The organism is Algoriphagus sp. 4150 (assembly GCF_031457395.1).
Lineage (GTDB): Bacteria > Bacteroidota > Bacteroidia > Cytophagales > Cyclobacteriaceae > Algoriphagus.
Genome location: NZ_JAVDWS010000028.1, coordinates 1 through 25,551, shown reverse-complemented (window position 1 = coordinate 25,551; position 25,551 = coordinate 1). Strand labels below are relative to the sequence as shown.

The window sequence follows — 25,551 nt, the reverse complement described above, 5'->3', positions numbered from 1 at the left end:
TATGGAGCACTTTGAACCAGACAAACAAAAACTCATTTTGAAAGAATACGGCAAAAACATTCAACGCCTCGTTGATCATATCACGGCGATTGAGGATCGTGATAAGCGTACCCAAAGCGCATATACTGTAATTGAAATCATCAAGCAGTTGAATCCCACCATCAAACAGGAGAATGACCAAAAGCTTTGGGACGACTTGTACATCATGTCGGATTTCAAGCTGGAAGTGGACGCTCCTTTCCCTATGCCGGAGAAGGAATTGCTAGGCAAAAAACCTCTTCCTATCGGCTACCCTAAAGGTGAAGTCAGATTCAAGCACTACGGTCGAAACATAGAGAAACTAATCGAAGGTGCTATCAAATTGGAAGATGATGAGGAGCAGGAAGCTGCGATTATTTTCATAGGCCAGCTGATGCGAAGCTTCCACTCTACCTGGAACAGGGAAAATTTTGATGATGCCATAATTTTGGACGACATCAAGACGTTATCCAAAGGCAAATTGCACATCGACCTGGAGAAGGTGAAAGAAAATGGCTTATTTGAATCCAATACACACCGTGATTTCAAACCGCCTCTTCAAGAAGAACGCACCAACAGCAAAAATAAGCGGTCAAATCACAGCGTTAAGCGTCGCCCAAATAACGGTCACAATAAAAAACGTAGAAATTAATGGGTTCATTTCGGGTCAATGGTGGAATTAAGCTTAAAGGCGAGATAATTCCCCAGGGAGCAAAAAACGAAGCACTACAGATTCTTTGCGCAGTGCTACTCACCGCAGAGAAAATTACCATAACCAAAATCCCTAACATAGTCGATGTCAATAAGCTCATTGAGCTATTGGGAGACATGGGGGTGAAAGTCACCAAAGAAGGTCCGGAAACCTACACTTTCCAAGCTGATGAAGTCAACCTTGACTTCATGGAAACGGAAGATTTTTTAAAAAAAGCTTCAGCACTAAGAGGCTCAGTAATGCTTCTTGGCCCTCTTCTGGCAAGGTTTGGTACAGGGAAACTATCTAAGCCCGGCGGAGACAAAATTGGCCGCAGAAGGATGGATACCCACTTCACCGGATTTCAGAAACTCGGTGCCAAATTCAACTATGACGCAAAAAATGAAATTTTCCACATCGATGGAAAAAACCTGAAAGGTTGCTACATGCTTCTTGATGAAGCATCGGTGACAGGCACGGCGAACATCGTAATGGCTGCCGCAATGGCAGAAGGTACTACGACCATTTACAATGCTGCCTGCGAGCCTTACCTTCAGCAACTTTGCGACATGCTAAACCGCATGGGTGCAAAAATCTCCGGAGTAGGGTCGAACTTACTCACTATTGAAGGAGTGGATAAACTCGGGGGAACTACCCACAAAATGCTTCCCGATATGATCGAAATCGGATCATTTATCGGCCTTGCTGCCATGACTCAGTCAGAGATCACGATCAAAGACTGTCAAATTCCGCGTCTTGGGATCATTCCCGAAACATTCCGACGAATGGGCATCAAGTTGGAGTTTAGAGGTGATGATATCTTCGTTCCCGCTCAGAAGCATTACGAAATAGAAACCTTTATCGATGGTTCCATCCTTACTGTGGCAGATGCCATTTGGCCCGGATTTACCCCCGATTTGCTCAGTATCGTTTTGGTGACGGCTACCCAGGCCAAAGGAACGGTCTTGGTTCACCAGAAAATGTTTGAATCCCGATTGTTCTTTGTGGATAAACTGATCGACATGGGCGCTCAGATCATCCTTTGTGATCCTCATAGAGCCACAGTAATCGGTTTGGACAGAAAGACGGAGCTAAGGGGAATCAGAATGACATCCCCGGATATCCGTGCAGGAGTAGCATTGCTGATCGCAGCACTTTCGGCTAGCGGAACATCCATCATCGACAATATCGAGCAGATCGACCGAGGGTATCAAAACATTGACGAGAGACTGCGGGCTTTGGGAGCAGATATCGAGAGAATCTCATAAAAACAGTATTATACTAGTGAAAGAGGGTTCTGGATTCAGAGCCCTCTTTTTTTAAAGCCTATGTATATTCACAGAGATCATAGTTGGCCAACTGAGACATTTACCCGTAGGCATTCGCGAACACAAATGATATGGTAAGTAGATCGTGCTGAATCCGCAGCGTTTTCTTAACACTTACCCCGATTGCTAGAGACTGATTTTTTTTTACATCGAACCTGCTTCCTTGTTATCCTGCTTCTCTGAAAGTTGAATCTAATCTGAACCTTCATCCCCGCTTGTGGAATGAAAATTCATGGATGTTTTTCCTTTTGAACTTTATCAAAATGCTCCACGAATACAACAACTGACCTTCGCACACCCTTTACCTCCACTCTATCAGGCAGATAGCAAGAAATCCTGATTCAGCAATCAAGAATTAGCTTTCCTAAGCAAGGAAAACACTATTTGTACTCAAAATAAATTCACCGTCAATATTCTTTCATTTCTTTCCTTTTCGAAATTTTTGGTAAATTCTGGCTCGATAAGCCAAAACAACCTATTATGTCAAAGAAAAAACTCCGTAGCCAAGACTGGTACGGACGCACCGGAAAAGACGGATTTATATATCGCTCCTGGATGAAGAACCAGGGATTTCCCCACCATTTATTTGAAGGAGACAAGCCTGTAATCGGAATTTGCAACACCTGGTCTGAGCTTACTCCCTGTAATGCACATTTCAGAGATCTGGCAGAAGCACTAAAGCGTGGAATTTGGGAAGCAGGCGGCTTTCCCTTAGAATTCCCTGTGATGTCTTTGGGAGAATGCTCCGTAAAGCCTACTGCGATGCTTTTCCGCAATCTAGCCAGTATGGATGTGGAGGAAAGCATCCGTGCAAATCCTATGGACGGTGTAGTTCTAATGTGTGGCTGTGATAAAACCACCCCATCACTTGTCATGGGAGCGGCTTCTGTGGATTTGCCCGCTATCGTTCTTTCGGGCGGACCAATGTTGGTAGGGAGATATAAAGGCAAGAAAATAGGGACTTCAGATGTATGGAGATTTGCAGAGGATTTCAAACTCGGCAAAATGTCCCAAGAAGAGTTTATAGAGGCTGAAGCAGCAATGTCACGCTCTGTAGGCCATTGCGCTCCTATGGGAACAGCATCCACCATGGCAGGTATGGTAGAGTCACTTGGCCTTTCACTTCCGGACAATGCTACGATACCTGCTGCTGATTCCCGAAGAAAGGTATTGGCTCACATGACCGGCATGCGCATCGTGGAGATGGTGAATGAAGACCTGAAAATGAGTAAAATCTTGACTCGCAAGGCATTCGAGAACTCAATCATGGTGAATGCCGCTTTGGGAGGGTCTACCAATTTTATTTTACATCTTACAGCCATTGCCAAGCGAATCGGAGTCGACATTGATTTGACTGATTTTGATAAATTCTCATCCATTATCCCACTGATTGCAAATGTACAGCCTTCGGGAGAGCACTGGGTGGAAGACTTGTTTTATGCGGGAGGCCTTCCTGCAGTAATGAAAGAAATAGAGCGACACCTGCACCGTGATTCTATCACGGCGAATGGCAAAACAATCGGTGAAAACATTGAAAAAGCCGAATGCTACGATAGAAATCTTATCGGCACCTTCGAAAATCCCATCAAGCCCGATTCGGGGATAGCAGTTCTGAAAGGCAATCTGTGTCCAAATGGAGCTGTGATCAAGCCATCTGCGGCGACGCCTAGTTTATTGACCCACACAGGGCGGGCAGTAGTATTTGAAAATATTGACGATTACAAAGCAAGAATTGATTCTCCTGATCTGGACATAGATGAAACCTGTGTGATGGTGATGAAGAATGTCGGGCCAAAAGGCTATCCGGGAATGCCGGAAGTAGGGAATATGGGGCTACCGGAAAAGCTACTCAAAAAAGGCATAAAAGACATGGTACGTATTTCTGACGGAAGAATGAGCGGTACAGGATACGGTACGGTTATTCTGCACGTGTCTCCTGAATCGGCCATCGGAGGCCCTTTGGCATTTGTCCAGACTGGTGATATGATCGAACTAAATGTACCTGCAAGAACACTGAATCTCATGATCTCTGATGAGGAATTCGAAAAAAGAAGGGCGGTATTTAAGCCACTGAATCTACCCTACGAGCGAGGATATGTCAATCTTTTCTTGGACAAAGTAAATCAGGCTCACGACGGAGTGGATTTTGATTTCCTTCAGGGAAGTTCTGGATCTGAAGTAAAACGGGATTCGCATTAACAACATGAAACCTCAAAAAGTCGCCATTATCACAGGAGCAGGGCAGGGAATTGGATTGGCGATCGCCGAGAAATTCGCTGCACAAAGCATCAATTTAATATTAAATGATCTGGAAGAGGGTTTGATCACCGAAGCATGCAAGCGGATAAGCCATGTGCATGGCGTATCCGCACATGCCATTCCCGGTGATGCCGGTTCGGAAGATGTAATCAATGCGCTAATCGCAGCTGCACTTAGCAATTTTGGCTCCCTGGATATTGTGGTTGCCAATTCGGGGATCACACTTTTCGGGGCTTTTTTGGAGTACTCCAGAGAAGACTTTATGGAAGTGACGCAGGTCAATCAGGTCGGAACTTTCTTTCTGGCCCAGGCTGCCGCAAGAGTCATGAAGGACCAGCCCAATGGAGGGGCATTGCTTTTCACTTCATCCGTCACAGCCCACCAAAGCCACGAAAATCTCGCTGCTTATGCTATGAGCAAAGCGGCAATAGAGATGCTCGCAAAAAACTTGGTACTGGAACTTGCTCCTTTTAAGATTCGGGTGAACACCATTGCCCCCGGAGCCACTGTAACCGCCAGAACAACACTTGACCCTGACTATGAAGCTACTTGGTCGAAGCTCACTCCCTTGGGAAGGCCCGCTACAGCTCAAGACATAGCAAATGCCGCAGCATTTTTGGTCTCCGATGAAGCTCGACATATTACCGGACAAACACTGATCATCGACGGAGGCTGGACCTGTGTCAGCCCTTCTCCTTATACTTGAGAAAAATCCAACTATGTGATCATACACTGGCAGCACCCAAAGGAAAAGGATGTCAAGCAGCGGAGTTTATTTGACTGGGTAAAAAACGAGGAGCCCTTTAAGGTATTTTTATTTTGCGGAAAACAATCATTCATGCTTTCAATCCGCACTAATGACGCAGCAACTAGTTGGGGCATGCTGAAAAACGCCAATAATAGATCAAAAGCTATCCTATTGAATGATTAATCCATTTTTGATGCAAACGGTTTATCAGCAAGCCCTGGTTGAATGTCAGAAGGAAAAAAAACAGGTGAAAAACCAATCTGAATTCTAAGTCTGTTAACTTTATAAAAAACCGAAGCCATGAAACACCTCACCTTCATTCTGCTGGTTGTCTGCATTTTGCAGGCTTGCCAACCTAAAGAAACGACACCGGACACCTTGCCAATGAAAGTCGCGATGGCCTATGGCTTTGACAAATTTGACAAGGTCAATTCCATAGCCTATACCTGGAATGTGCAGCGTGACTCTGTGAATGTGATGACTAGAGATTGGAAGTGGAACATAAAAGACCGGACGGTTTATTATGCCACCCCTGACACCAGCTACACGTATAGTCTGGATATGCCGGCCGACTCTCTGCCTGAGGCAGACAAAGGATTTATCAATGATAAGTATTGGATGATGTACCCGTTTCAGTTGGCTTGGGATTCCGGCTATGACTATGAAACGGAGGAAAATGTCCCAACTCCGATCTCCGGAATCAGCTCAACTAAGTTGACTATCGTGTACAATGGTGCCGATGGCTATACTCCGGGAGATGCATACGATCTTTATTTGGACGAAAACAACATGATTTTGGAATGGGTCTTCCGCAGAGGAAATGGAGCAGAAGGCAGACCATTCACCTGGGAAAATGTAGAACAGTTTGGCCCGATCAAACTGGCAACCACCCATGCAAATCAAGAGGGGCAGAAGACAATCTGGTTTTCCAATATATCTGTGAATTAACCAACCTACAAACTTTAAAATTAGCCGTTTGCCATATATCAAACGGCTTTTTTTTTATCTCTTTACCCTAAATTGAAACCCAAAGACTTCCCAAAATAAACCCTCTTTTTCAGCATGAAATCAAACAGAAGAAATTTCATCAAACAGTCCGGTCTACTTGCCGGAGCAGGATTGATTGTCAATCCATTTACAGCTTTTTCCGCTTCGATAAAAAATTTCACAGTAGGCGAAATCATGGACTTATTCATCGCGCAGGTGCCTGATGCTCCTTTGCCCCAGACAGTGGATACCTTGAAATCGGGGAACAAAAACCAAGTCGTCACAGGCATTGTCACCACCATGTTTGCCACGATTACAGTAATCCGAAAAGCCATTGAGCTCAATGCAAATTTCATTATTGCCCATGAACCTACTTTTTATAATCATCTGGATGAAACTACTTGGCTTGACAATGACCCTATCTACGAATTCAAACGAAAGCTTCTTGATGAACATGGAATTGCAGTTTGGCGAAATCACGATTATATCCATAGTCTCAAAATCGACGGAGTACAGGTAGGAGTGGTAAAAGAATTGGGTTGGGAAGAATATTACCAAGGAAACGCTGTTTTGAATCTCCCTGAAACTACGCTTAGCGATTTGATTTCACATGTAAAAACCAAAATGAACGTACCGGCTCTTCGCTACGTGGGTGACCTTTCGCAAAAAGCAACCAAAATACTCCTCCTTCCGGGAGCAATTGGTGGAAGAAGACAAATCGAGCTGATTATGAAAGAAAAACCGGATGTGTTGATCTGTGGAGAAAGCCCTGAATGGGAAACACCTGAATACGTTCGAAATGCAAATGAAATGGGAGAAAAACTCGGATTGATTATCATTGGCCACTCGGCAAGTGAAGAGGGCGGATCCGAGTTTATGGCAGAGTGGATTAGAAAAAACGCTGAGGGAGTCCCTGTATTTCATATTCCTTCAGGGAATTCCCTACTGGTAAAATAAGTAATCCCTAGAACAGAATAAACCCATAGAACATTTTACACTATCACCACACAATAAAAATTTCTTTGGAATCAGATTCAGCTTTGGTAAATTAAAAACCTAACACGTCGAACTCAACTATGGCCCCCATAAAGAATTTGAATCGAAGAGAATTCCTTGGCTCCGCAGCCACAGTAGCGGCATCTATTTCTATTGTCCCATCCAATGTGATCGCCGGGCTTGGGAAAATCCCCCCTTCCGATCAGATCACTGTTGCAAATATTGGTTGCGGTACACAAGGTCTGCGGGAAATGGGAGAGCTATTACAAAATCCGAAAGTTAGGGTAGTCTCCGTTTGTGATGTGAATAAATACTCGGAAAACTACATTGACTGGTCTCCTTATGGTATCCGGGATGACATTCGAAAAACACTCGGTGATGATACATGGTGGAGTAAAGTCAAAGGAATTGCGGGGGGAAGAGACGTTGGCCAAGCCTATGTAGAAAAATACTATTCAAAAAATATCCCTTCCGGAACTTACAGTGGATGCACATCCTATGAGGATTTTCGGGAGCTTTTTGCACGGGAAAAAGGAATAGATGCAGTCAAAGTAATGACACCGGATCATACGCATGCATCTATCGCTATAGCAGCGATGAATAACGGAATACATGTAGTGACTCACAAACCTATTTCCAATCGACTTCTGGAAGGAAGGAAAGTGATAGAAAAAGCTAAATCAAGTAACGTGATCACGCACTTGCTTGCTTGGTCAGACCGACCGGAATACCGCCAAATTAAAGCATGGATGGATTCCGGCTTAATTGGAGAATTAAAAGAAATACACAATTGGTCCTATAGACCGGTTTGGCAACAATGGACTCAGCGGCCTTCCGGTTTCGAAACCATTCCCGCAGGATTTAATTGGGATCTATGGTTGGGACCTGTTCCCAAAATGGATTACCACAAAAACTACACGCACAATGTCTTCCGGGGCTGGTATGATTTCGGTGGAGGTTCGGTGGCAGATATGGGACATTACAGTCTCTTCCCGCTATTCGAAACCCTAGGCATCAGCAATTCTCCTCTAAGCGCCAAGGCATACGGAACTACCAGTCGCGAGGAAATAAACGGTGTCTATCAATGGGTGAACAATGATGTGGCTTTCCCTGCCAGCTGCATGATCAAATGGAAATTCCCGGAACAAACTACACTACCTGCTTTTGACCTAATCTGGTATGACGGGGGCATGAAGCCATTCGCTCCGGAGGAACTGGAAGTAGATAACAAAGACACGCCTGATGAAGGATTGATGATAGTGGGAACCAAAGGCAAAATATTAGGAGGATTCAGAGGAGAAAACCCTGTGCTACTTCCGGAAAGCAAAATGGCCAGTCGACCGGAATCCGAGAGAATCGATTCTGCCGGTGTAGAGAGAAATACCTCAGCATGGGTAGAAGCAATTCAATCAGGAAAGCAAACGCCTGGCAGCTTCATCCGAGCGCAGACCATCACAGATACCATCAATCTTGGCGCAGTAGCTTTGAGATCTGGAAAAAAGGTGGATTTTGATGCTTCCGCTTTGGAAATTACCAATCATAAAGACGCAAACAAATTCCTAACTAGAGAATATAGACAAGGCTGGGAGATATAAGGAAGTATTCAATAGGCAGTTTTCAGAAAGGAGGACAGCTCAACCATTTATTCATCATCTTTTGAAAATCAGTTCACTCTATATCCCAAAATAAACATGAATACCAGAAGAACCTTCCTCAAATCAGCTGGGCTCGCCACAGCTACAATTGGCCTAGGTATACCACAAATGGCTTTTTCATCAATTAAAGTCGATCCTCTTTTTAAGATATCCCTTGCGGAATGGTCGCTGAACAAACAGCTCTTCTCCGGAAAAATGGATCACTTGGGCTTCCCCATTCTCACCAAAAAGGCCGGAATCGAAGCAGTAGAATATGTTAATCAGTTTTTCAAAGACAAAGCCAAAGACATGGCTTATCTGAAGGAAATGAAAACCCGGGCAGCCGGCGAGGGAGTCAAATCTGTTTTGATCATGTGTGACGGTGAAGGCATGCTGGGTGCGGCAACTGCTGAAGAGCGAACTCAAACTGTGGAGAATCACAAAAAATGGGTGGAAGCTGCCAAATTTCTAGGCTGTCATTCAATCCGGGTAAATGCTTACTCTTCCGTACCTTGGAGCACCTCTGAGCAAGACTATAAAACTTCAAGCGATCTTGCCAGTGCAGGCTTACACGAGCTCTGCGAATTCGCAGATGGCTTTGGCATCAATGTCTTGATAGAAAATCATGGTGGCTTTTCAAGCAATGGAAAATGGCTGGCGGAGATGATCGAAAAGGCTGATCATCCCAGAGCCGGGACACTTCCTGATTTCGGAAATTTCCGTATAGCCAATGAAGATGGAAAAGCCATTTCCTATGATTCCTATCGTGGTGTAGATGAATTGATGCCGAAGGCAAAAGGGGTGAGCCTAAAGCCAACAGTATGGGATGACATGGGCAACGAATCTCCATTGGACTATTCGAAAATGATGAAACTTGTGCTGGCACATGATTTCCATGAATATGTGGGGATTGAGCATGGAGAAGAAGGCCGGGAGTGGGAAAGCATTGAAGAAATCCGAATCGAGCTTGAAAATGTGAGAAGCGCACTCTCAAAAGAAGGGTAATTAAGGACCCAGACTCACAAACTAGGAAGAAAGTAAAAATCAGGAGCTGGATTAACCGGTTGATATAAAAAGTGATAAGCAAGTTGTGATTATTGGCCAGTGATTAACCCTTATTAATTAGATCTCAGTAGCCAGTCCCGGTTCTTCAAACAGAATTGTGTTCTCTATGCAAAACCCCGCGGACACCTCGGTTAAAAAAGATTTTCAGAAAAACCTTCGTAAATATTTCATTGGTCTTCCGATTATGGCAGGATTTAGCCTATTTTGACTATGAAATCGAGCCTGTGGAAGACGACACACACTGGAATGATTATCAGCCATGTGAGATTCCATAGCCTGCCCCGATTAATCGGGGTGACCTCTGAAAAACAATTATAAACACATGAAACAACAACTCGGGCAAATCGCAATTTTAGTACGGGATTACGATGAGGCTATTGAATATTATACCCAAATTCTGGGGTTTGAGCTGGTTGAAGACACGCATCTTAGCGATGTCAAACGCTGGGTACGGGTTTGCCCACCCGGGTCGGACTGCCAATTGCTTCTTGCCAAAGCTGCGGATGAGCTACAGCGCAATCAAATTGGTTTTCAAGCCGGTGGCAGGGTTTTTCTCTTTTTATACACAGACAACTTCTACAGGGATTATCATAATTACTCTGCAAAAGGTGTGGAATTTATCCGGGAACCAACGGAAGAAGCCTTCGGAACAGTCTCAGTCTTTAAGGATTTGTATGGAAATCTCTGGGATTTGATAGAGCGGAAATGAAAGAATGCCGGATGACGGAAGACGGGTGACGGAAGTTGCGAATTCGCTAGTGTTAACCAAAATGTTATGATGCTTCAACCTAATAGCTGAGAAAAGAGGACATGTCATTCTATAAGGAGATAAAAGACCGATGACTGAAGACCTAATGGATTAACTCATTAAAAAATGAGAATACGATCAAGCCACATTTTAGAGCTGCTGAAAATCATTTAAAGAGACAATTTGTGTAATTTTAAATCCACCATTTCAAATTCCCCATTGGATCTCCAACCCAACAATCCCCTCCACGGAATCAAACTCGCAGATATAGTCGCGCATTTGGTCGAATTTTACGGCTGGGAAGAACTTGGTGAGCGCATTACCATACGCTGCTTCACTCACGACCCTTCCGTCAATTCCAGCTTGAAATTTCTTAGAAAAACACCTTGGGCCAGAGAGCGGGTAGAAGGATTGTACCTCAAGTCGTTGCGTGATGCCAAGAAGAAGTGATCAAATTTTCTAATCGGAAATGAACAAGTGAGAAAGAGGATCAAAGATTTCAGGTTTGTGCCCAACCCAATAAAATCTCTTTACGCCTCTCAATACCGCTTCCAAAAAGTACATATCAAGCAGTGAAATCTTAAATTTTTACGCTTTTCTTCCCGGATCAATACAATAAGTTTTTCAAGAAGGGGAAATTGAAATAAAGCAACCCATACCTTCATCTTGCTTATTTACACGAAATCCACATCCACATTAAAAGGGTATTTCATCAAAAACTGTAGTGCATCTTCGATTTCCAGATCTTCAAAAAGCACACGGTAAAGATTCTCCGTGATGGGCGCCCTCAGATCTGCAGTTTCCAAAAACGCTTTGATGATTCTCACTGTATTGATTCCCTCTGCCACCTCATCCATATCACCCAGTATGGTCTCCAGCGTTTCACCTTTCGCCAGTCTATAGCCTACCGAGAAATTTCTGGAGTGAACGGAATTGCAGGTAGCAACCAAATCCCCTATTCCAGCCAAGCCCATGACAGATTTGATACTTCCACCAAGTGCATTGCCCAAGTGGATCATCTCTACCATTCCCCGGCTAATCAGTAGTCCTTTTGCATTTTCCCCCAATCCCAAACCTGCCAAAGCTCCTGAAGCGATCGCAATAATATTCTTTAAAACGCCACTGATCTCTACACCGATAATATCCGAATTTCCGTAAACCTGGAATTTCTCAGATCGCAATAGACTCTGTCCTTCCAGTATTACCTCATTGTATTTACTAGCAATCACAGTAGCGGCAGGCTGACCCTGAGCCAGCTCTTTGGAGAGATTAGGTCCTGCCAAGCATCCTACCCGCACCGCAACTGTTTCCTGAAGAATCACTTCACTCATGGTTAAGATCTCACTACGCTTGATCCGTTTTACTGTTCCCAGCGTTTCTCCGGGTTTGAGATTCAAGCAGAGTCCTTTAGTCCCGTGAATGATCAAATGATATGGAAAAAGAAAAGGAGAGAAAGTTCTCACCACATCCTGAAATCCTGACGAGGGAACCATGAAAAATAACACATCACAGCTTTTGGCAAGTTGCTCCGGGTCATTGGAAGCAATTACATTTTTTCTTAATTCCTTTCCCTGAGCTGTATGGATTGTATTAATTTCATCTACTACTTCCTGCTTTCGAGCATACACCATCACAGGGTTCTTGGCCGCCAGAATATTCGCTATTGCCGCACCAAAGCTTCCCACTCCGATCACACCGATATACTTTGGTTTAGAAGAGTTTTTCGAATCCATATCCTGTTAATCTGTTATGATAATAATAAAGCAGACTCATGTCGTCAGTACCTATGTCGCCATTTTTATCTTGAATAATTGGCCGCTTGGCATGATACATCCCCACGTTATCTATTCCCCGTATGATTATTTCTTCCATATCACGGGAAAGGTGCGGCGCAGTATTGATTAGTCCCTGAGACTTTAGCTCGCGGATTTTATCCAGTACCAGCTGGCAATTCGCTTTGAACTCCTCATAAGGAATGGTTATATCCTCTTCTGGAAGCCTTAGCAAGTCAAACAGATCCAGTTTCTTGTTTTGTTTTTTGACAAGTTCAAATGCCACAAAAGCCACCAAATGAGAATTGAACACACGGTTGATCTTGTGAAACTCTTCCACGATTCTCTTACCCAGCATATTCGTGTACTCCTCCTCACGCTGATTATCCACGGAGACCTCGCCGTCTGAGATAAAATAATCCCGCGTATCGATTATACGCCCATGCTTATCCATACTTCTCCCATCCACATCTACGTAATTACCAAGCACATCCATTGCCTTGCCTACAGACACCGAGATATCAGATCCTTTGGTAAAAAACTTAATGAGAAACTTGGATATCTTGTATGAATTCGAGAATTCATCATTCTCCTTGTAATACCTTTCTTGCCCCGTGATACTCAAGTGATCCCGGATCAGACTCGGTGCCTCCAGCACAAAGTGATAATTGATCGTCACAGGCACAATGAAAATTTTGCCCGAAATATCATTCAGCCCATTTTCAAAGTTTGCCCGCTGGGCTTCTATTGCAGTACTCAGCAATCCAAGCTTCAACTTCGACTCAATCATCCCACTACGGGATCTGGTACCTCCGGGGAAAAACAAACTGTGACAACCAAACTGAATAGCTTCCTTAGAATACGTTTTGAGCGTCTCCAAGTACATCAGGTTTTTCTTCCTTCTATCTACCTTGTAAGCACCAAGTGAGTTCATGAAATAGGCAAAAATGGAAATATTGAAAAGATTCAGACCTGCTCCATAGATAAAAGGCGGCAATCCCAAAACGGAAATCACCCAGCCAATCAAAATGCTGTCCAGATTACTGAAATGGGTAGGTACCATCACCACTGTTCCTTTGGTAGCCAAGTCCCTCAATTGGTCTGTCTCTCCTGTAATCTGGATTTTATCCTGAAGGGTGTACTGATTACTGAAAATAGACTTGAAACCCTTCACACGAGCCGCATTCAGCAGTCGCGAAAAGCCATAGGTAACTACAGATCTGGTGAATTTATAATGTGTAGCCTTGAAATTACTGGCGATTTCTTCAGCATAGCGAGCGGTGATACTGTTCAGCACTGACTTATACTCCTGAAATCTCCTGACTTTACTTCTCGCTGACTCGGCACTGATCTGTACCAAAGAAGATTTCACTCCATTCCAAAAGGGACCGTCGTCATCAGGATCCACTACCCAGGAATTCTGTTTGATCCGGAGTTTCTCACGGTATAGAGTCGTTTCTAACTCTTCCTTGAGAATGTCTGGATTATTGCCTGTGAGCTTGAGAATCCTATTCTCAGACAGATCTGCCACTTTTTTCACAAACTCCTTACGCTCCCTCGCCAACTTCACCACAGGCCATTCCTCTTTGCTCGGGTGAATCGGTTCGTACTTATGCTTAATGTATTTCTCCTCCAAGTGGCTGGTTTTTGTTAAAAATCTAATCAAAGATAGTGAAAAAGCCCTTTTTACTGCGAATGATCAATAGGAAGCAGAAGGTTTTGATTTCGATTTTAGAATAACAGCCACAACGGCTGAGGTAGCAATCCCCATAATCAAAGCCCCTACAGCAGACATAATCATGTAGCTTTGTAAATTGAAGTAAGATTCAGCTTTCTCCTGAGTCATTTCACCTGTACTCACAGAATAATTAATAATATTGGTAAAATAATCCGGAGTAATAAATTCACTTGTGATGTATTGGGAAAGCGGGCTCAAAACCACCACAATAAGAGTAATCACCAAACCGGTCATAAAACCCTGATAGTAACTCATCACACCCTGATAGAAATTCTTTCTTTTATCCAGCAAAGCAAGAACATAGATTGCAACCGCCGGAATTGCCACCAAGTTGGTCATGGTGGCATGGTCTGCTATTTTTTCATCGTGCCAGCCCAAAGACTTTTCCAACGCTATCCAAGCCAACATCATGACCACAAAGATCAACGCCCACTTGATTTCAATTTTAACATTCTTCATAGCTTCCGGGGTAAGGGTGCAAAATCACTAGTACAAAATACATAATTCCATGTGATTATGATTGTTTTTTAGCAATCATCCTGATTAGTCGAGGCAGGCTATGGAATCCCTGCCTGCGGTCGGCAGGTTCGGGACAAGTTGTGTGTTCCCGCAGTACGGGATCATGGCTGTATGCCTCAGGCAGGCTCGATTTCTTAAAATCAGCATCATTTTCGATTGATTGCTGCACGTAGGCCTTCAATCCCTTGCCCATGAGAGAAAGGGTATTATTTTTACAACATCAAAGACAGGATGAAACCAGACCTTAAGCAAATACAAGTACCGATAGAGAGCGAGATGGCTCAGTTTGAGCTGAAATTTCGGGACTCCATGAAAAGCAAGGTCAAGCTCCTCGACCACATCACCAATTACATTGTCAAGCGCAAAGGGAAGCAGATGCGCCCTATGTTTGTGTTCTTGAGTGCGGGTGTATGTGGTGGAATAAACGACTCCACACATCGTGGTGCTGCTCTTATTGAATTGCTGCACACCGCTACCTTGGTGCATGATGATGTGGTGGATGATGCAAACTACCGCCGGGGATTTTTCTCTGTAAATGCGCTTTGGAAGAATAAAATATCAGTCTTAGTGGGAGATTATCTTCTCGCCAGAGGCTTGCTTTTAAGTGTGGACAATGGTGACTTTAAATTGTTGAAAATCGTCTCCAATGCTGTAAAAGAGATGTCTGAAGGCGAATTGCTACAAATCGCCAAAGCCAGAAAACTCGATATCACTGAAGAAGTCTACTACGATATCATCCGACAAAAAACTGCCAGTTTACTGGCTTCTTGCTGTGCAGTAGGCGCTTCCAGTACCGAAAGTAATGATGAGACTATTGCCAAAATGCGGGAATTCGGTGAGAAAGTAGGTATGGCCTTCCAGATCAAAGATGACCTTTTTGACTACGGTGACGATGAAATCGGCAAACCTGTCGGCATTGATATCAAAGAGAAGAAGATGACTCTTCCCCTTATTTTTGCTTTGCAACACGCGGACTGGTTAGAGAAAAAGAAAATCATCCACCTCATCCGCAATCGGAGTGAAGATAAGAAAGCGGTAAATCAAGTGATCAGCTTTGTAAAGAAAAGCGGTGGGCTGGAGTATGCCAAAACTATCATGGATAGATACCATATGGAAGCCCTTGATATTCTTAAAACCTTCCCTGACTCAGCCTACAAAACATCATTGGAAGGACTCGTGAGTTACACGATCGAGAGAAAGAAGTAGTTCTTAGTATTTATTTGCGATGAGGTTATTGATCTAAATCTTCTTGATTTACGGGCTAGAAGACCGAAGGCGGATGACCGAAGTAGCCTCAATGCTAGTGTTTAACATCAAATGAGCAGGGTTTCAATATTTTTTTATTGAATTTGCGAAGTAAGCTAATCACTTTTTCTCGGCTTTACTTATCCCAACCTATCCTAGGTAATGTCAATTGTAATACCTTTGATAGTATCAAATGATACTGTCAATGAAAGCTCCCTATGATATCACTCCAAGCATTTTACAGCTGGTCAGCTCGATCTCCGAAAAAATCGGTGAGGCAAATACGCTCTTTTTAGATTACCTATGCTTTATTCCAGCCCACCTCTGAAGATCTTCGGGTAGAGATTGGCTTACGTGTGCCCTGTACTTATACACCAATGGCTGAAACACATTCCCAATATACGTCCAAGGCAAAGGGTAATGATGAGTTCTTCCGGAAGCCAAGTTTTTTACTCTGTTGAGGATTCCCTGAAAGGCATTTTTTGAGGCTAGCTTTCGCTCTCTCGGGTGTTTTCCGGGATATTTTTTGAGCAAGTCAAAATTATCATCCAACACCTTATCCATTTGTTCTAAAAGCTCCTTGCTGAATGGAGTATAGGGTCTGACCACATATGCTGAGGTAATTACCAGATCATTCCATTTATCAGGCATCCAATTATTCTCACTATCATAGATTTTAGCAGCCCCTTTCTCCCGCTCTTTTCTACCTACCAAAAACACGTTTTCATCCTTGAATTCATCCCAGGCTTTCTCAAAGGAGACTTCTGTCGCCTTGATGTCATGCCAGCCTCCTCCCCAGTGGTGAGCGAGGTAAGCCCTTAAATAATCAGACTTATGCACCACGCTCAGATACTGAAAAGCGGGATGCAGCGGATAGTCAGGCAAAATCAATCGATCAAGATTCTCAAGACTGACTAAAAACACAGGCACTCCTATATGACTCCTCATCATATCATAGCTTAGCTGTCTGTTCTTATTCATAGGCTTTCCAGCCCAAAAACTCCAAACTATGAAATTCACTCCATTTCTTTTCTTGCAATCAATCGAGTTTTTAGACATCGAAGGGTAAAAAATAAATTATCACAAAACACTTGAAACCCCTTTTCAAGTAATTGCAAAACTAATTTATAGATTGATTACTTCAAAGTCTTCAAATAGCTTTTAAACTCTTGAAAATCGTTCTGCATAGACTCCACTTTTTTCTCTCCATCCATAAATGCCGCCAACCGCTCCGGAAGTGTCAACTTAAGATCCAATGCTTTTTCCACAGTTTCACGGAATTTCCCGGGATGCGCGGTCTCTAGAAAGACACCTTGATAGGACGGATTTTTGCCCATAAAATTCTTCAAACCCAAATACCCCACCGCTCCGTGAGGATCAAGCGTATAGCCTTTCTCCTTCACCGCCTGCATGGCTGCCACAGTTGCCTCATCAGAATAATAGCAACCCGAGACCTGAGACTTCAACTCTTGTTCATCATTACCATAAAGCGCCAACAGCCTGTAAAAATTGCTTGGGTTCCCCACATCCATGCTATTACTAATGGTAGCTATGGATGGTTTTGCTGTGAACAGGCCATCTTGAAGGTAATCCGGAACCACTTTATTCACATTGGTGGCGGCTACGAAATGAGCTATTGGAAGCCCCATTCTCTGAGCCAGAATACCTGCTGCTATATTCCCGAAGTTCCCCGAAGGAACTGCGAAAGCTACTTTTTTATCCTTTCTAGGAAGTCTGGAAAAAGCGTAGAAATAGTACAGACATTGCGGAATCCATCTGGCCACGTTGATAGAATTGGCAGAGGTAAGTAAAAGTTTTTCGTTTAATTCAGCATCCAAAAACGCCTCTTTCACCATCTTCTGACAATCGTCAAAAACGCCATCAACTTCCAGCGCAGTGATATTTTGTCCCAAGGTAGTAAACTGCTTTTCCTGGAGTTCGCTCACTTTGCCTTTTGGAAAAAGTATAATCACCTCTACCCCATCCACTCCCAAGAAACCATTGGCGACCGCACTGCCGGTATCCCCGGAAGTGGCTACCAGCACACGTACTTTCCGGTCAGATTTCGACATCAGCATACTCATCAGTTTAGAGCAAAATCTCGCCCCAAAATCCTTGAATGCCAAGGTAGGCCCATGAAAAAGCTCCAAGCTATAGACATCTTCCTCCACCTGCACCAGAGGGGCATCGAAAGTCAAGGTATGGTCTACCAGTTCGTTGATCTGCGCTTCGCTCAAAGCCGTCGAAAACAACGCCCCAATGACTTCATAGCCAATTTCCCGAAAAGTCATCTCAGGGAGTTTGTCCAAAAGTTCTTTCGATAAAACCGGGATTTCTGTAGGCATATAAAGCCCTTGATCAGGCGCTAGCCCTTTTATCACTGCTTCTGCCAGTTCTACTTGATGGTTGGAATTGTTCGTACTATAAAACTTCATATCCTTATTTTTCTTCGATGACGTAAGCGCCTTTGGTGTTGATTTCAGAGAAATAGACATCCACTCCCAATCCGATTTCACGGTAGATTTCTTCTGCTGCCTTTGCTATCGCAACTGCTGTTTCTTTACCCTTGGAAAGGGCGAAAAGTGTAGGTCCCGAGCCGGAAATACCCATCCCCAATGCTCCCGCTGCTTTCAGAGCTTCTCTTACCTCGTAAAACCCAGGAAGTAAGACAGCGCGATATGGCTCGGCGATCACATCCCTCAATGATCTTGATATCAATTCAAAGTCCCCTTCGTATAAGCCTGCGATGAGACCTGCGACATTTCCTGACTGGATCGTCGCATGCTTCATCGGTATCTGATCTCTGAGTACTGATCTGGAATCAGCCGTTTTCAACTCGAAATGTGGATGTACCAATGTGCAGCAAAGACCGCCGGGAACAGGAAGCTTGATCACATCCAGCGGGTGGTAATCACGGATCAAAACAAACCCGCCCAATAAGCTTGGAGCCACATTGTCCGCATGGCCTGCTCCACAAGCCACTTTTTCTGCTGCTATCGCAAAAGGCAACAGATCTTTCTTCTCAAAAGGCTCTCCAAGCAGCCTATTCGCAGCAGCCAGAGCTGCCACAGCACTTGCTGCACTTGATCCCATGCCTGATCCTAACGGCAAGCCTTTGGTCAGGTAAATATTCATCCCAACATTGGATCCCAATTCATCCAACATTGCCTGAATAGCCACTGCGCAGGTATTTTTCTCCGCATCAAGGGGAAGTTTTCCGCCATCCCCTTCTATAGAAACCACAACCAACCCCGGCTCATCCTTCAGAACCAGTTCGACAGTATCGCCCATCGCATCAATCGCGAATCCCAGAATATCAAATCCACAGGACACATTCGCGACAGTTGCAGGTGCAAAAGCTTTAACAGAGCGAAGCATTATTCCCTAGTGTAGTTACCGATACGAATCACATCTGCAAATACACCTGCCGCAGTCACATCCGCACCCGCACCCGGACCGCGGATGATCATAGGTCTATCGTGGTAGCGGTCGGTAGTCATTAGGATCATATTGTCACTTCCTCCCAAGCCGCTAAACGGATGTGCTATAGGAAGTGAATTCAAGCCTACTTTGGCTTTACCATTCTCCAATGTTGCCATAAACCTCAGTTTCTCCCCTTTGGCCTCAGCGGTTTTCAGCATTTCTGCAAAGTCACCGTCATGAGTCTTCAATACCTCAAAAAACTCAGAAACAGAACTTAAATCCTGACAATCATCAGGTACCATGCTTTGAATGTCTATGGAATCAAACTCCAAATCCTGCTCTGCTTCACGGCCTAAAATCAGAATCTTTCTTGCCACATCCATTCCGCTCAGATCATCACGGGGATCAGGCTCAGTGAAGCCCAATTCTTTTGCTTTTTTCACTACTTCGGAGAAAGGATCTCCTTTCTCAAGCTCGGAGAAAATGTAATTCATGGATCCGGAAAGCACAGCTTCTATGCGGATTACCTTATCTCCACTGAGCATCAAATCCTGAAGTGTATTGATCACCGGAAGTCCTGCTGCCACATTGGTTTCATAGAGGAATTTCACGCCGCGTTTCTTCGCCAACTTCTTCAAAGCTCTGTATTGCTCCATAGAGCCGGAGTTTGCTTTTTTATTCGGAGTGACAATCGCCACTTTTGCTTCCAAGATATGAGTATAGAGTTCCGCCACATCCTGGCTTGCGGTACAATCCACAAACACGGAGTTGGAGAAATTCATTTCTTCCATCTTTCTGATGAATTTATTCAGATCAGTTATCGTATCAGAATCACTCAGTTGATAGGGATTGCTGAGGTCAAATCCATCTTCATGGAATGCCATATATCGGCTGTTTGCCAAGCCGTGAATCTGAATATCCAGTTCATTGTCACCACGTAGCTTCTGCTGTTGGTTTGCGATCATTTTGATCAAAGCCTGGCCTATCAAGCCTGTACCCACCAAGAACACGTGAAGCACTTTATTCTCAGAAAGGAAGAATGCTTCATGAAGGGCATTGAGTGCCTTTTGCAAATCGGGTTGAGGTATCACAGCCGAAATATTCAGCTCAGAACTTCCCTGAGCAATTGCCGCTACGTTGATATTATTCCTTCCCAATGCACGGAACATCCGCCCGGAAGCCCCCGGGTTATGTTTCATGTTCTCTCCCACTACCGCCACGGTAGCCAAGTCATGAAGCAGCACCACTTCGTCCATTTCACCTGACTTGATTTCATAGAAAAACTCTTTCTCCACTGCCTCCTTTGCCATGTAAGACTCCTGGGTCTTGATCGCCAAACATATGCTATGCTCCGATGAAGCCTGGGAGATCAGCAAAATATTTACTTTAGCTTCTGCCAAAGCCTTGAAAACACGGCTGGTACCTACGACTGAATCCAGCAGCCCTGCTCCCTGCACAGTCACGATTGACACATTTGAGATAGAGCTTATGCCTTTGATCAATGCTCCGGGGCTTACTTCCCCATTGATCAGCGTTCCCGGATTCTCGGGCTCAAAGGTGTTCTTAATATAAATCGGAATGCTTTTGCGCATCGCAGGCTGCATGGTCGCAGGGAAAATTACTTTTGCCCCAAAATGCGAAAGCTCCATCGCCTCATTATAACTCAGCTGAGGAATGGTAAATGCGGTATAGACCAGCTTTGGATCTGAAGTCAACACTCCGGAAACATCGGTCCAAATCTCCAAATTTTCCGCACCCAATGCTGCCGCAAAAATCGCAGCTGTATAGTCAGAACCCGATCTACCCAGCGTGGTGGTTTCTCCTTTCTCAGTGGAAGCGATGAAACCGGTAATTACTTTGATTCCGTCGTGCTTCGCAAAATAATCCTTGATCAACGCATTTGTAACCTCGAAGTCAACTTTTGCCTGCCCAAATCTATCATTGGTACGTATTACATCCCGGGCATCAAGAAACTGTGTCTTAAAACCATGTCCCTGCATAGATTCTGCAAGGATAAAAGCCGCCAGTCTCTCTCCAAAACTCGCCACATAATCAAGTGTACGAACCGAATTTTCCTTGATAAGGTAGATGCCATGAAAAAGATCCTCAAGCTCTTTGAACCTCACTTTGACAAAGGTCATGACAGTAGACTGACTCTGCACTGAAATAAGTTGACGGACGATAGTCAAGTGCTTTTCTTCAAGCGTCTGAAGCACCTCCCGATAGGCCTCATCCCCTTCTCTGGCGAGCTGGGCGATCTTCAACAAACTTTCCGTAACTCCGCCAAAAGCAGAAAAAACAATGGCTACTTCGTGCTCCTTGAGTTTGTCCTGAATGATGGAGAAAACTCGCTGAATATTTTCTGGGTTCGCTACGGATGAGCCACCGAACTTGATGATTTTCATAAATATTACTTCTGAAATTAATTACTGGGAAATTAAAATAGACCTATAAAAGGCCCTGGGGGCGGGTACTTTATAAATTGCAACGGGATCACCCCGTAATCGTGGTACCAATCCATGTCGTCATAGAAAAAGTGGTGCAGGCTCCCGCTTCCATGGCTGGAAGTAGATTTAGGTCTGAAGAGATTTTTGCTGCAAATACCATAACTGGACAATTGACAGGACAATCTTACTGCCAAAATTTCTATTAGCCAAACAAACCATTAGAGTTTTTCGAAAAAAACCGAAATCCAATTAGAAATAAATCAACAATTACCCAAAAAACTTAGAACCTGACATAATCGTTGCTTCTGAGCTTAAAACACAAAATTGTATTTGGAGCCAAATTACTTAAATTCGTTAAGCACTAAACCCTTCAAAAAATGAGAGCTTACAAACCCCTTTTCTTCGGACTTATTTTCTTGCTTCTCGCCGGCTGTGAAAGCACTAAGTCACTGAACCCCCTAAGCCTTCTCACCGGAAACAGCTGGGCACTTTCATCCCTTATGGGCAAAGGACTTGATATGAACCAGTTTGTAGGCGGTATTCCATCACTGAGCTTTTTAGATAACGGCAGATTGGCAGGGTTTGCCGGCTGCAATAATTTCTCGGGAAACTTTTCAATTGAAGGATCCGGGATCAACCTTGACCCCGGAGCGATGACAAAAAAAATGTGCCCCGGTTCGGGTGAACAGGAATTCATTTCTACTTTGGCCAAAGTAGGTGATCTGAAAGTAGCAAAAGACAAACTCATCCTACTCGATGGAGCCACCGAGTTGATGAGTTTTGTCCCAAAGAAAGACTGAGTAAGATTTACAGCAATTCAGTAATCCGGATGGATTTTCCACGGAATTCTATCTGCTCATCCTTCTTAGCCCCAACCAAGATTTCTCCCAATGGAGAGTTTTTACTTAGCATAAAAAGCTTTTGACCATCCACAGACAGCTGACCTAAACTGACAGAAATCAAATATTTATCTGTGCCTACCTGCACCAAACTTCCTTCCTGAACAGACGAAGACGGTTCTTTGATCGCCTGAAGCCTACACAGTTCATCAAATTCGAAATTAGCCTGCTTGAGCTGATTCTCCACAGTCATAAGATCACGGGACATCATTTCCCTACCGGTTTCAAACTTGTCCCCGGCACTACTTTTCGTGTCCTCCAAAATCCCGTCATTGATAGCCTTTCGCTCAGCCTTCAATAGATTGATTTTTTCTTTTACCTGCGCAATCGCAGTCTGGTAAACTTTTTCTTTAAACGTATTCATAAATTATCAAGAGCAGCCGTCTTTCCGGCGAGTATCGATGATGTAAACAATTTTCCAGCCTTCGGCCATTTTTACTAATTGAAATGAATTCACGCCACAATGGCTGAATTTGTCATTGAAATAAAACTCATATGGAGTCCAGACAGTAGCCAATGGCCCGTCAATAGTAATCTGATAATCTGAGATCCTCTCATCCAAGACAGTGTCATCAGGAAGACTGCCGATTCCTTTAACAAAATCAGCCACCGAACTGGCCTTCACCTCACCTATTTCACCGGTCGTCTCAATCGTCTGCATGATGGCATCTTCTGAGAAAACTACCGCAATTTGATCCGTATTTTTAGCCCTCATTCCATCGAAAAGGGATTCTATGACGGCTTTTACCGCATTCTCTTCAGACTGGGCAAACGCCGGAATTGTTATTGCTAAAACAAAAATGGCGAGTATTAAATAGTTCTTTTTATTCATGTGTTTATAATTGATTTTCAATGGTCACATGGAATCTCGCATGGCAGATAATCATCCCAGTGTGTGACTCTTGAGTCATGCTCGATTTCATATGGATCAATTAAACTTCCCCATAAAGCTTGAAGGTCATATTCTGTAATGAATGCGTATTGACAGCATAATGCATAGCCTCTGCTATCTCGTCAGCACGTACCCACTTACTAAAATCAGCCTCAGGCATAGACTCACGATTGGGAGGAGTATCGATAATACTTGGAACAAAGACGTGTGATCTGATCGGTGTATCATTAGTCTCTTCCCCCACTATTTCAGCCAGAGAAATGATTAATTTTTTACTCAATGCATATGCCAAAGTTTCCTTTGCATCTTTCATTTGTAGCGCAGGACGGGCACCTACGAATAGGAAAGTGCCTTTTCCCTGTTTTTTCATCACCGGCAAAAAGCCTTTGACCAGATGAAATGCTGAGAAAAAATTAAGATTAAACATTTTCTCCAGATCTGCCTGGCTAGTGTCCGCTATTCCTCCCATCGCAAAACCACCGACTAAAAACGCCAATGCATCCACATCCCCGTATTGCAGGTGATACTCTTTGATAAAGTCAGCGACCGCTGCTTCATCCGTCACATCCACTTCATACGAGTCGTCGGCTTCTTCTACCTCGTGGTTTTTGCCGGGATGCAAAAGCGCAATGATATGATATCCCTCTCGCTTGAACTTCTCCACTACTGCTGAACCTAGATTTCCGCCTGCTCCTGTGATAATGATATTTCTGCTCATACTACTCCGAAATTCTTTCTGATATTTGTTAAAATTAGGCTTAATTTTTCGAAAACGACATGAATCAACTCAAAAGCATCATAAAGAATCAGGAAAACAAACGCCGGAGAAACTTCTTCCTCAAGCTGATTTTACTCCTGGTTTTGATCGTGGGATTTGAATCAAATACTTGGCTTTCACCTTTTCTTCACCGCTATACAATTCTTGCCAATGTAATCCGCGCACTCATTTTCCTAATCAGCGGAAACCTTATTATCTCTCTGGCACGTATCACCACGCTCCAGTTTTACCTCAAAAGAACTGAGGAATCCAGAGTGCAGCCAAATTTTATCATAGGGATTGACCGCCTCGCTACGCTGGTGAACATGATAGTCGTTTTGGTAGCTTTAATCATACTTTTTGGGGTCGAGCCATTGAAATTTCTGACAAGTATCACCATAGTTGCAGCGGCAATTGCACTACTCACCAAGGACTACATCACCAATATTGTAAATGGATTGATCATCATGTTTTCGGATCAGTTGGAGATCGGCGATAAGATTTTGATTGGAAAAAATGTAGGTTTCATCCGGGATATCACCCTGATCAATATGGTGCTTAAAACGCAAACAGGGGAAATTGTCATTGTTCCCAACAGCCTTGCGCTCACCTCGGAAGTGGTGAATTACTCCAAGAATAATTCACATCAGGTCATCTTCGATTCGGAAATCCCATTTTACTCTGTGATCCAATTAAACGAGCTCGAAAAGACGCTGAATAAATCCTTGACTGCATTCTCAGACTATGTATACGTGGACGGTGCACAGCTCAATATCCTTGAAAGAAAGCCTGAAAGCATTATAATCCGCTATCAATTCCCCATCAAATCGGGAGAGAAAGTCATTGAGAAAAATGTCAATAAAACTATCAACCAAGCTTTTATCAACTGGTCCAATGAAACCCGAAAAGCCTAATTATTTCGATCTGGTGTACCAAGTGGTGCGATTAATCCCCAGCGGAAGAGTAACCAATTATGGTGCAATTGCTCATTATCTGGGAATAAAGAGCGGAGCTAGAATGGTGGGATACGCCATGAACGCTGCCCATACTATGGATGATGTGCCTGCCCATCGCGTGGTAAACAGCCAAGGGCTATTAACCGGGAAAGGTCACTTCTCTACCCCTACCGAGATGCAGGAGTTGCTGGAAAAAGAAGGCGTAAAAGTGGTGAAAGACAAAGTTCAGAATTTCGACAAAGTATTCTGGAATCCGGATGTGGAGCTGGCGCTTTGATAAATCCACGATTGCAATTACATTAAGAAAACCACCAAGCGTTCCGATGGAACGCTACTTTTGTTTGGCGATTTACTAGACATTCAAATAAAATGGGGCATAGCTTGAAGTTTTGGCCCATTTTTTGTGTTTTTTAATCTAGTTTTTAAACT

At 43.8% G+C, this 25,551-nt stretch carries 24 protein-coding genes; 14 read left to right on the top strand and 10 right to left on the bottom strand.

All coding sequences use genetic code 11. From position 1 onward, the window contains the following. Position 1: 1 nt before the first annotated feature. From J2X69_RS22475 to J2X69_RS22430, 10 genes are all read left to right on the top strand, one after another. Positions 2-670, top strand: a complete 669-nt coding sequence (locus J2X69_RS22475) for a DUF4290 domain-containing protein (protein WP_310108378.1) — start codon at positions 2-4, stop codon at positions 668-670. Further along, positions 670-1,977: a UDP-N-acetylglucosamine 1-carboxyvinyltransferase gene (murA, locus tag J2X69_RS22470; RefSeq protein ID WP_310108376.1), complete on the top strand. Its 1,308-nt coding sequence runs from the start codon at positions 670-672 to the stop codon at positions 1,975-1,977. The genes J2X69_RS22475 and murA overlap by 1 nt, the downstream gene beginning before the upstream one ends. 540 nt (positions 1,978-2,517) lie before the next feature. Then, positions 2,518-4,236 (top strand): IlvD/Edd family dehydratase, encoded by a 1,719-nt coding sequence (locus J2X69_RS22465; protein WP_310108374.1) that lies wholly within the window; start codon positions 2,518-2,520, stop codon positions 4,234-4,236. A gap of 4 nt (positions 4,237-4,240) precedes the next feature. Then, a complete protein-coding gene (locus J2X69_RS22460; RefSeq protein WP_310108372.1) occupies positions 4,241-5,002 on the top strand; it encodes an SDR family oxidoreductase in 762 nt (253 codons plus the stop codon). Positions 5,003-5,344: 342 nt separating this feature from the next. Beyond that, positions 5,345-5,992 carry a hypothetical protein gene (locus tag J2X69_RS22455; RefSeq protein WP_310108370.1) on the top strand — a complete coding sequence of 216 codons (648 nt, stop codon included), beginning with the start codon at positions 5,345-5,347 and terminating at the stop codon, positions 5,990-5,992. Positions 5,993-6,106: 114 nt separating this feature from the next. Next, positions 6,107-6,988 (top strand): Nif3-like dinuclear metal center hexameric protein, encoded by an 882-nt coding sequence (locus J2X69_RS22450; RefSeq protein ID WP_310108368.1) that lies wholly within the window; start codon positions 6,107-6,109, stop codon positions 6,986-6,988. A 119-nt stretch (positions 6,989-7,107) separates the two neighbouring features. After that, positions 7,108-8,622, top strand: a complete 1,515-nt coding sequence (locus J2X69_RS22445) for a Gfo/Idh/MocA family oxidoreductase (protein ID WP_310108366.1) — start codon at positions 7,108-7,110, stop codon at positions 8,620-8,622. Between the two features lie 96 nt (positions 8,623-8,718). Then, positions 8,719-9,666, top strand: a complete 948-nt coding sequence (locus tag J2X69_RS22440; RefSeq protein ID WP_310108363.1) for a TIM barrel protein — start codon at positions 8,719-8,721, stop codon at positions 9,664-9,666. Between the two features lie 382 nt (positions 9,667-10,048). Beyond that, positions 10,049-10,435, top strand: a complete 387-nt coding sequence (locus J2X69_RS22435) for a VOC family protein (protein WP_310108361.1) — start codon at positions 10,049-10,051, stop codon at positions 10,433-10,435. 258 nt (positions 10,436-10,693) lie between these two features. Beyond that, entirely contained in the window at positions 10,694-10,924 is a 231-nt protein-coding gene (locus tag J2X69_RS22430; protein WP_310108359.1) for a VF530 family protein, read from the top strand. A 224-nt stretch (positions 10,925-11,148) separates the two neighbouring features. Here J2X69_RS22430 and J2X69_RS22425 read toward each other — a convergent pair whose 3' ends face one another. The 3 genes from J2X69_RS22425 to J2X69_RS22415 form a co-directional block, all read right to left on the bottom strand. Next, positions 11,149-12,207 (bottom strand): NAD(P)H-dependent glycerol-3-phosphate dehydrogenase, encoded by a 1,059-nt coding sequence (locus J2X69_RS22425; RefSeq protein ID WP_310108357.1) that lies wholly within the window; start codon positions 12,205-12,207, stop codon positions 11,149-11,151. Then, positions 12,185-13,882 carry a 1-acyl-sn-glycerol-3-phosphate acyltransferase gene (locus J2X69_RS22420; protein ID WP_310108421.1) on the bottom strand — a complete coding sequence of 566 codons (1,698 nt, stop codon included), beginning with the start codon at positions 13,880-13,882 and terminating at the stop codon, positions 12,185-12,187. The genes J2X69_RS22425 and J2X69_RS22420 overlap by 23 nt, the downstream gene beginning before the upstream one ends. A 63-nt stretch (positions 13,883-13,945) precedes the next feature. Further along, positions 13,946-14,443, bottom strand: a complete 498-nt coding sequence (locus J2X69_RS22415) for a DUF4199 domain-containing protein (RefSeq protein WP_310108354.1) — start codon at positions 14,441-14,443, stop codon at positions 13,946-13,948. 291 nt (positions 14,444-14,734) lie between these two features. Here J2X69_RS22415 and J2X69_RS22410 point away from each other — a divergent pair, with 291 nt between their 5' ends. Further along, positions 14,735-15,709, top strand: coding sequence for a polyprenyl synthetase family protein (locus J2X69_RS22410; protein ID WP_310108352.1), 975 nt, complete (start codon positions 14,735-14,737; stop codon positions 15,707-15,709). A gap of 336 nt (positions 15,710-16,045) precedes the next feature. Here J2X69_RS22410 and J2X69_RS22405 read toward each other — a convergent pair whose 3' ends face one another. The 4 genes from J2X69_RS22405 to thrA all read right to left on the bottom strand — a co-directional run bounded on the left by J2X69_RS22405 (position 16,046) and on the right by thrA (position 21,576). Continuing rightward, positions 16,046-16,729, bottom strand: a complete 684-nt coding sequence (locus J2X69_RS22405) for a hypothetical protein (protein WP_310108349.1) — start codon at positions 16,727-16,729, stop codon at positions 16,046-16,048. Between the two features lie 155 nt (positions 16,730-16,884). After that, complete coding sequence (gene thrC, locus J2X69_RS22400) at positions 16,885-18,183, bottom strand: threonine synthase (RefSeq protein WP_310108348.1); 1,299 nt, start codon at positions 18,181-18,183, stop codon at positions 16,885-16,887. 4 nt (positions 18,184-18,187) lie between these two features. Further along, positions 18,188-19,126 carry a homoserine kinase gene (locus J2X69_RS22395; protein ID WP_310108345.1) on the bottom strand — a complete coding sequence of 313 codons (939 nt, stop codon included), beginning with the start codon at positions 19,124-19,126 and terminating at the stop codon, positions 18,188-18,190. Next, on the bottom strand, positions 19,126-21,576 hold the full coding sequence (gene thrA, locus J2X69_RS22390; RefSeq protein ID WP_310108343.1) for a bifunctional aspartate kinase/homoserine dehydrogenase I: 2,451 nt from the start codon (positions 21,574-21,576) through the stop codon (positions 19,126-19,128). The genes J2X69_RS22395 and thrA overlap by 1 nt, the downstream gene beginning before the upstream one ends. Before the next feature lie 419 nt (positions 21,577-21,995). On the opposite strand from thrA, the gene J2X69_RS22385 reads away from it, so the two are divergent. Next, positions 21,996-22,418, top strand: a complete 423-nt coding sequence (locus J2X69_RS22385) for an META domain-containing protein (protein WP_310108342.1) — start codon at positions 21,996-21,998, stop codon at positions 22,416-22,418. Between the two features lie 7 nt (positions 22,419-22,425). Here J2X69_RS22385 and J2X69_RS22380 read toward each other — a convergent pair whose 3' ends face one another. From J2X69_RS22380 to J2X69_RS22370, 3 genes are all read right to left on the bottom strand, one after another. Next, on the bottom strand, positions 22,426-22,881 hold the full coding sequence (locus tag J2X69_RS22380) for a hypothetical protein (protein ID WP_310108340.1): 456 nt from the start codon (positions 22,879-22,881) through the stop codon (positions 22,426-22,428). A 6-nt stretch (positions 22,882-22,887) separates the two neighbouring features. Continuing rightward, positions 22,888-23,349: a nuclear transport factor 2 family protein gene (locus J2X69_RS22375; RefSeq protein WP_310108338.1), complete on the bottom strand. Its 462-nt coding sequence runs from the start codon at positions 23,347-23,349 to the stop codon at positions 22,888-22,890. A gap of 100 nt (positions 23,350-23,449) precedes the next feature. Further along, on the bottom strand, positions 23,450-24,127 hold the full coding sequence (locus J2X69_RS22370) for an SDR family NAD(P)-dependent oxidoreductase (protein WP_310108336.1): 678 nt from the start codon (positions 24,125-24,127) through the stop codon (positions 23,450-23,452). 59 nt (positions 24,128-24,186) lie between these two features. Here J2X69_RS22370 and J2X69_RS22365 point away from each other — a divergent pair, with 59 nt between their 5' ends. Next, positions 24,187-25,080, top strand: a complete 894-nt coding sequence (locus J2X69_RS22365) for a mechanosensitive ion channel domain-containing protein (protein WP_310108334.1) — start codon at positions 24,187-24,189, stop codon at positions 25,078-25,080. After that, positions 25,061-25,399 carry an MGMT family protein gene (locus J2X69_RS22360; protein WP_310108332.1) on the top strand — a complete coding sequence of 113 codons (339 nt, stop codon included), beginning with the start codon at positions 25,061-25,063 and terminating at the stop codon, positions 25,397-25,399. The genes J2X69_RS22365 and J2X69_RS22360 overlap by 20 nt, the downstream gene beginning before the upstream one ends. Positions 25,400-25,551: the final 152 nt, after the last annotated feature.

Bases quoted from the DNA above. Each gene is read 5' to 3' on its own strand.
- J2X69_RS22475 (WP_310108378.1), top strand. From the start codon at position 2: ATGGAGCACTTTGAACCAGACAAACAAAAACTCATTTTGAAAGAATAC.
- murA (WP_310108376.1), top strand. From the start codon at position 670: ATGGGTTCATTTCGGGTCAATGGTGGAATTAAGCTTAAAGGCGAGATA.
- J2X69_RS22465 (WP_310108374.1), top strand. From the start codon at position 2,518: ATGTCAAAGAAAAAACTCCGTAGCCAAGACTGGTACGGACGCACCGGA.
- J2X69_RS22460 (WP_310108372.1), top strand. From the start codon at position 4,241: ATGAAACCTCAAAAAGTCGCCATTATCACAGGAGCAGGGCAGGGAATT.
- J2X69_RS22455 (WP_310108370.1), top strand. From the start codon at position 5,345: ATGAAACACCTCACCTTCATTCTGCTGGTTGTCTGCATTTTGCAGGCT.
- J2X69_RS22450 (WP_310108368.1), top strand. From the start codon at position 6,107: ATGAAATCAAACAGAAGAAATTTCATCAAACAGTCCGGTCTACTTGCC.
- J2X69_RS22445 (WP_310108366.1), top strand. From the start codon at position 7,108: ATGGCCCCCATAAAGAATTTGAATCGAAGAGAATTCCTTGGCTCCGCA.
- J2X69_RS22440 (WP_310108363.1), top strand. From the start codon at position 8,719: ATGAATACCAGAAGAACCTTCCTCAAATCAGCTGGGCTCGCCACAGCT.
- J2X69_RS22435 (WP_310108361.1), top strand. From the start codon at position 10,049: ATGAAACAACAACTCGGGCAAATCGCAATTTTAGTACGGGATTACGAT.
- J2X69_RS22425 (WP_310108357.1), bottom strand. From the start codon at position 12,207: ATGGATTCGAAAAACTCTTCTAAACCAAAGTATATCGGTGTGATCGGA.
- J2X69_RS22415 (WP_310108354.1), bottom strand. From the start codon at position 14,443: ATGAAGAATGTTAAAATTGAAATCAAGTGGGCGTTGATCTTTGTGGTC.
- J2X69_RS22410 (WP_310108352.1), top strand. From the start codon at position 14,735: ATGAAACCAGACCTTAAGCAAATACAAGTACCGATAGAGAGCGAGATG.
- J2X69_RS22405 (WP_310108349.1), bottom strand. From the start codon at position 16,729: ATGAATAAGAACAGACAGCTAAGCTATGATATGATGAGGAGTCATATA.
- thrC (WP_310108348.1), bottom strand. From the start codon at position 18,183: ATGAAGTTTTATAGTACGAACAATTCCAACCATCAAGTAGAACTGGCA.
- J2X69_RS22395 (WP_310108345.1), bottom strand. From the start codon at position 19,126: ATGCTTCGCTCTGTTAAAGCTTTTGCACCTGCAACTGTCGCGAATGTG.
- thrA (WP_310108343.1), bottom strand. From the start codon at position 21,576: ATGAAAATCATCAAGTTCGGTGGCTCATCCGTAGCGAACCCAGAAAAT.
- J2X69_RS22385 (WP_310108342.1), top strand. From the start codon at position 21,996: ATGAGAGCTTACAAACCCCTTTTCTTCGGACTTATTTTCTTGCTTCTC.
- J2X69_RS22380 (WP_310108340.1), bottom strand. From the start codon at position 22,881: ATGAATACGTTTAAAGAAAAAGTTTACCAGACTGCGATTGCGCAGGTA.
- J2X69_RS22375 (WP_310108338.1), bottom strand. From the start codon at position 23,349: ATGAATAAAAAGAACTATTTAATACTCGCCATTTTTGTTTTAGCAATA.
- J2X69_RS22370 (WP_310108336.1), bottom strand. From the start codon at position 24,127: ATGAGCAGAAATATCATTATCACAGGAGCAGGCGGAAATCTAGGTTCA.
- J2X69_RS22365 (WP_310108334.1), top strand. From the start codon at position 24,187: ATGAATCAACTCAAAAGCATCATAAAGAATCAGGAAAACAAACGCCGG.
- J2X69_RS22360 (WP_310108332.1), top strand. From the start codon at position 25,061: ATGAAACCCGAAAAGCCTAATTATTTCGATCTGGTGTACCAAGTGGTG.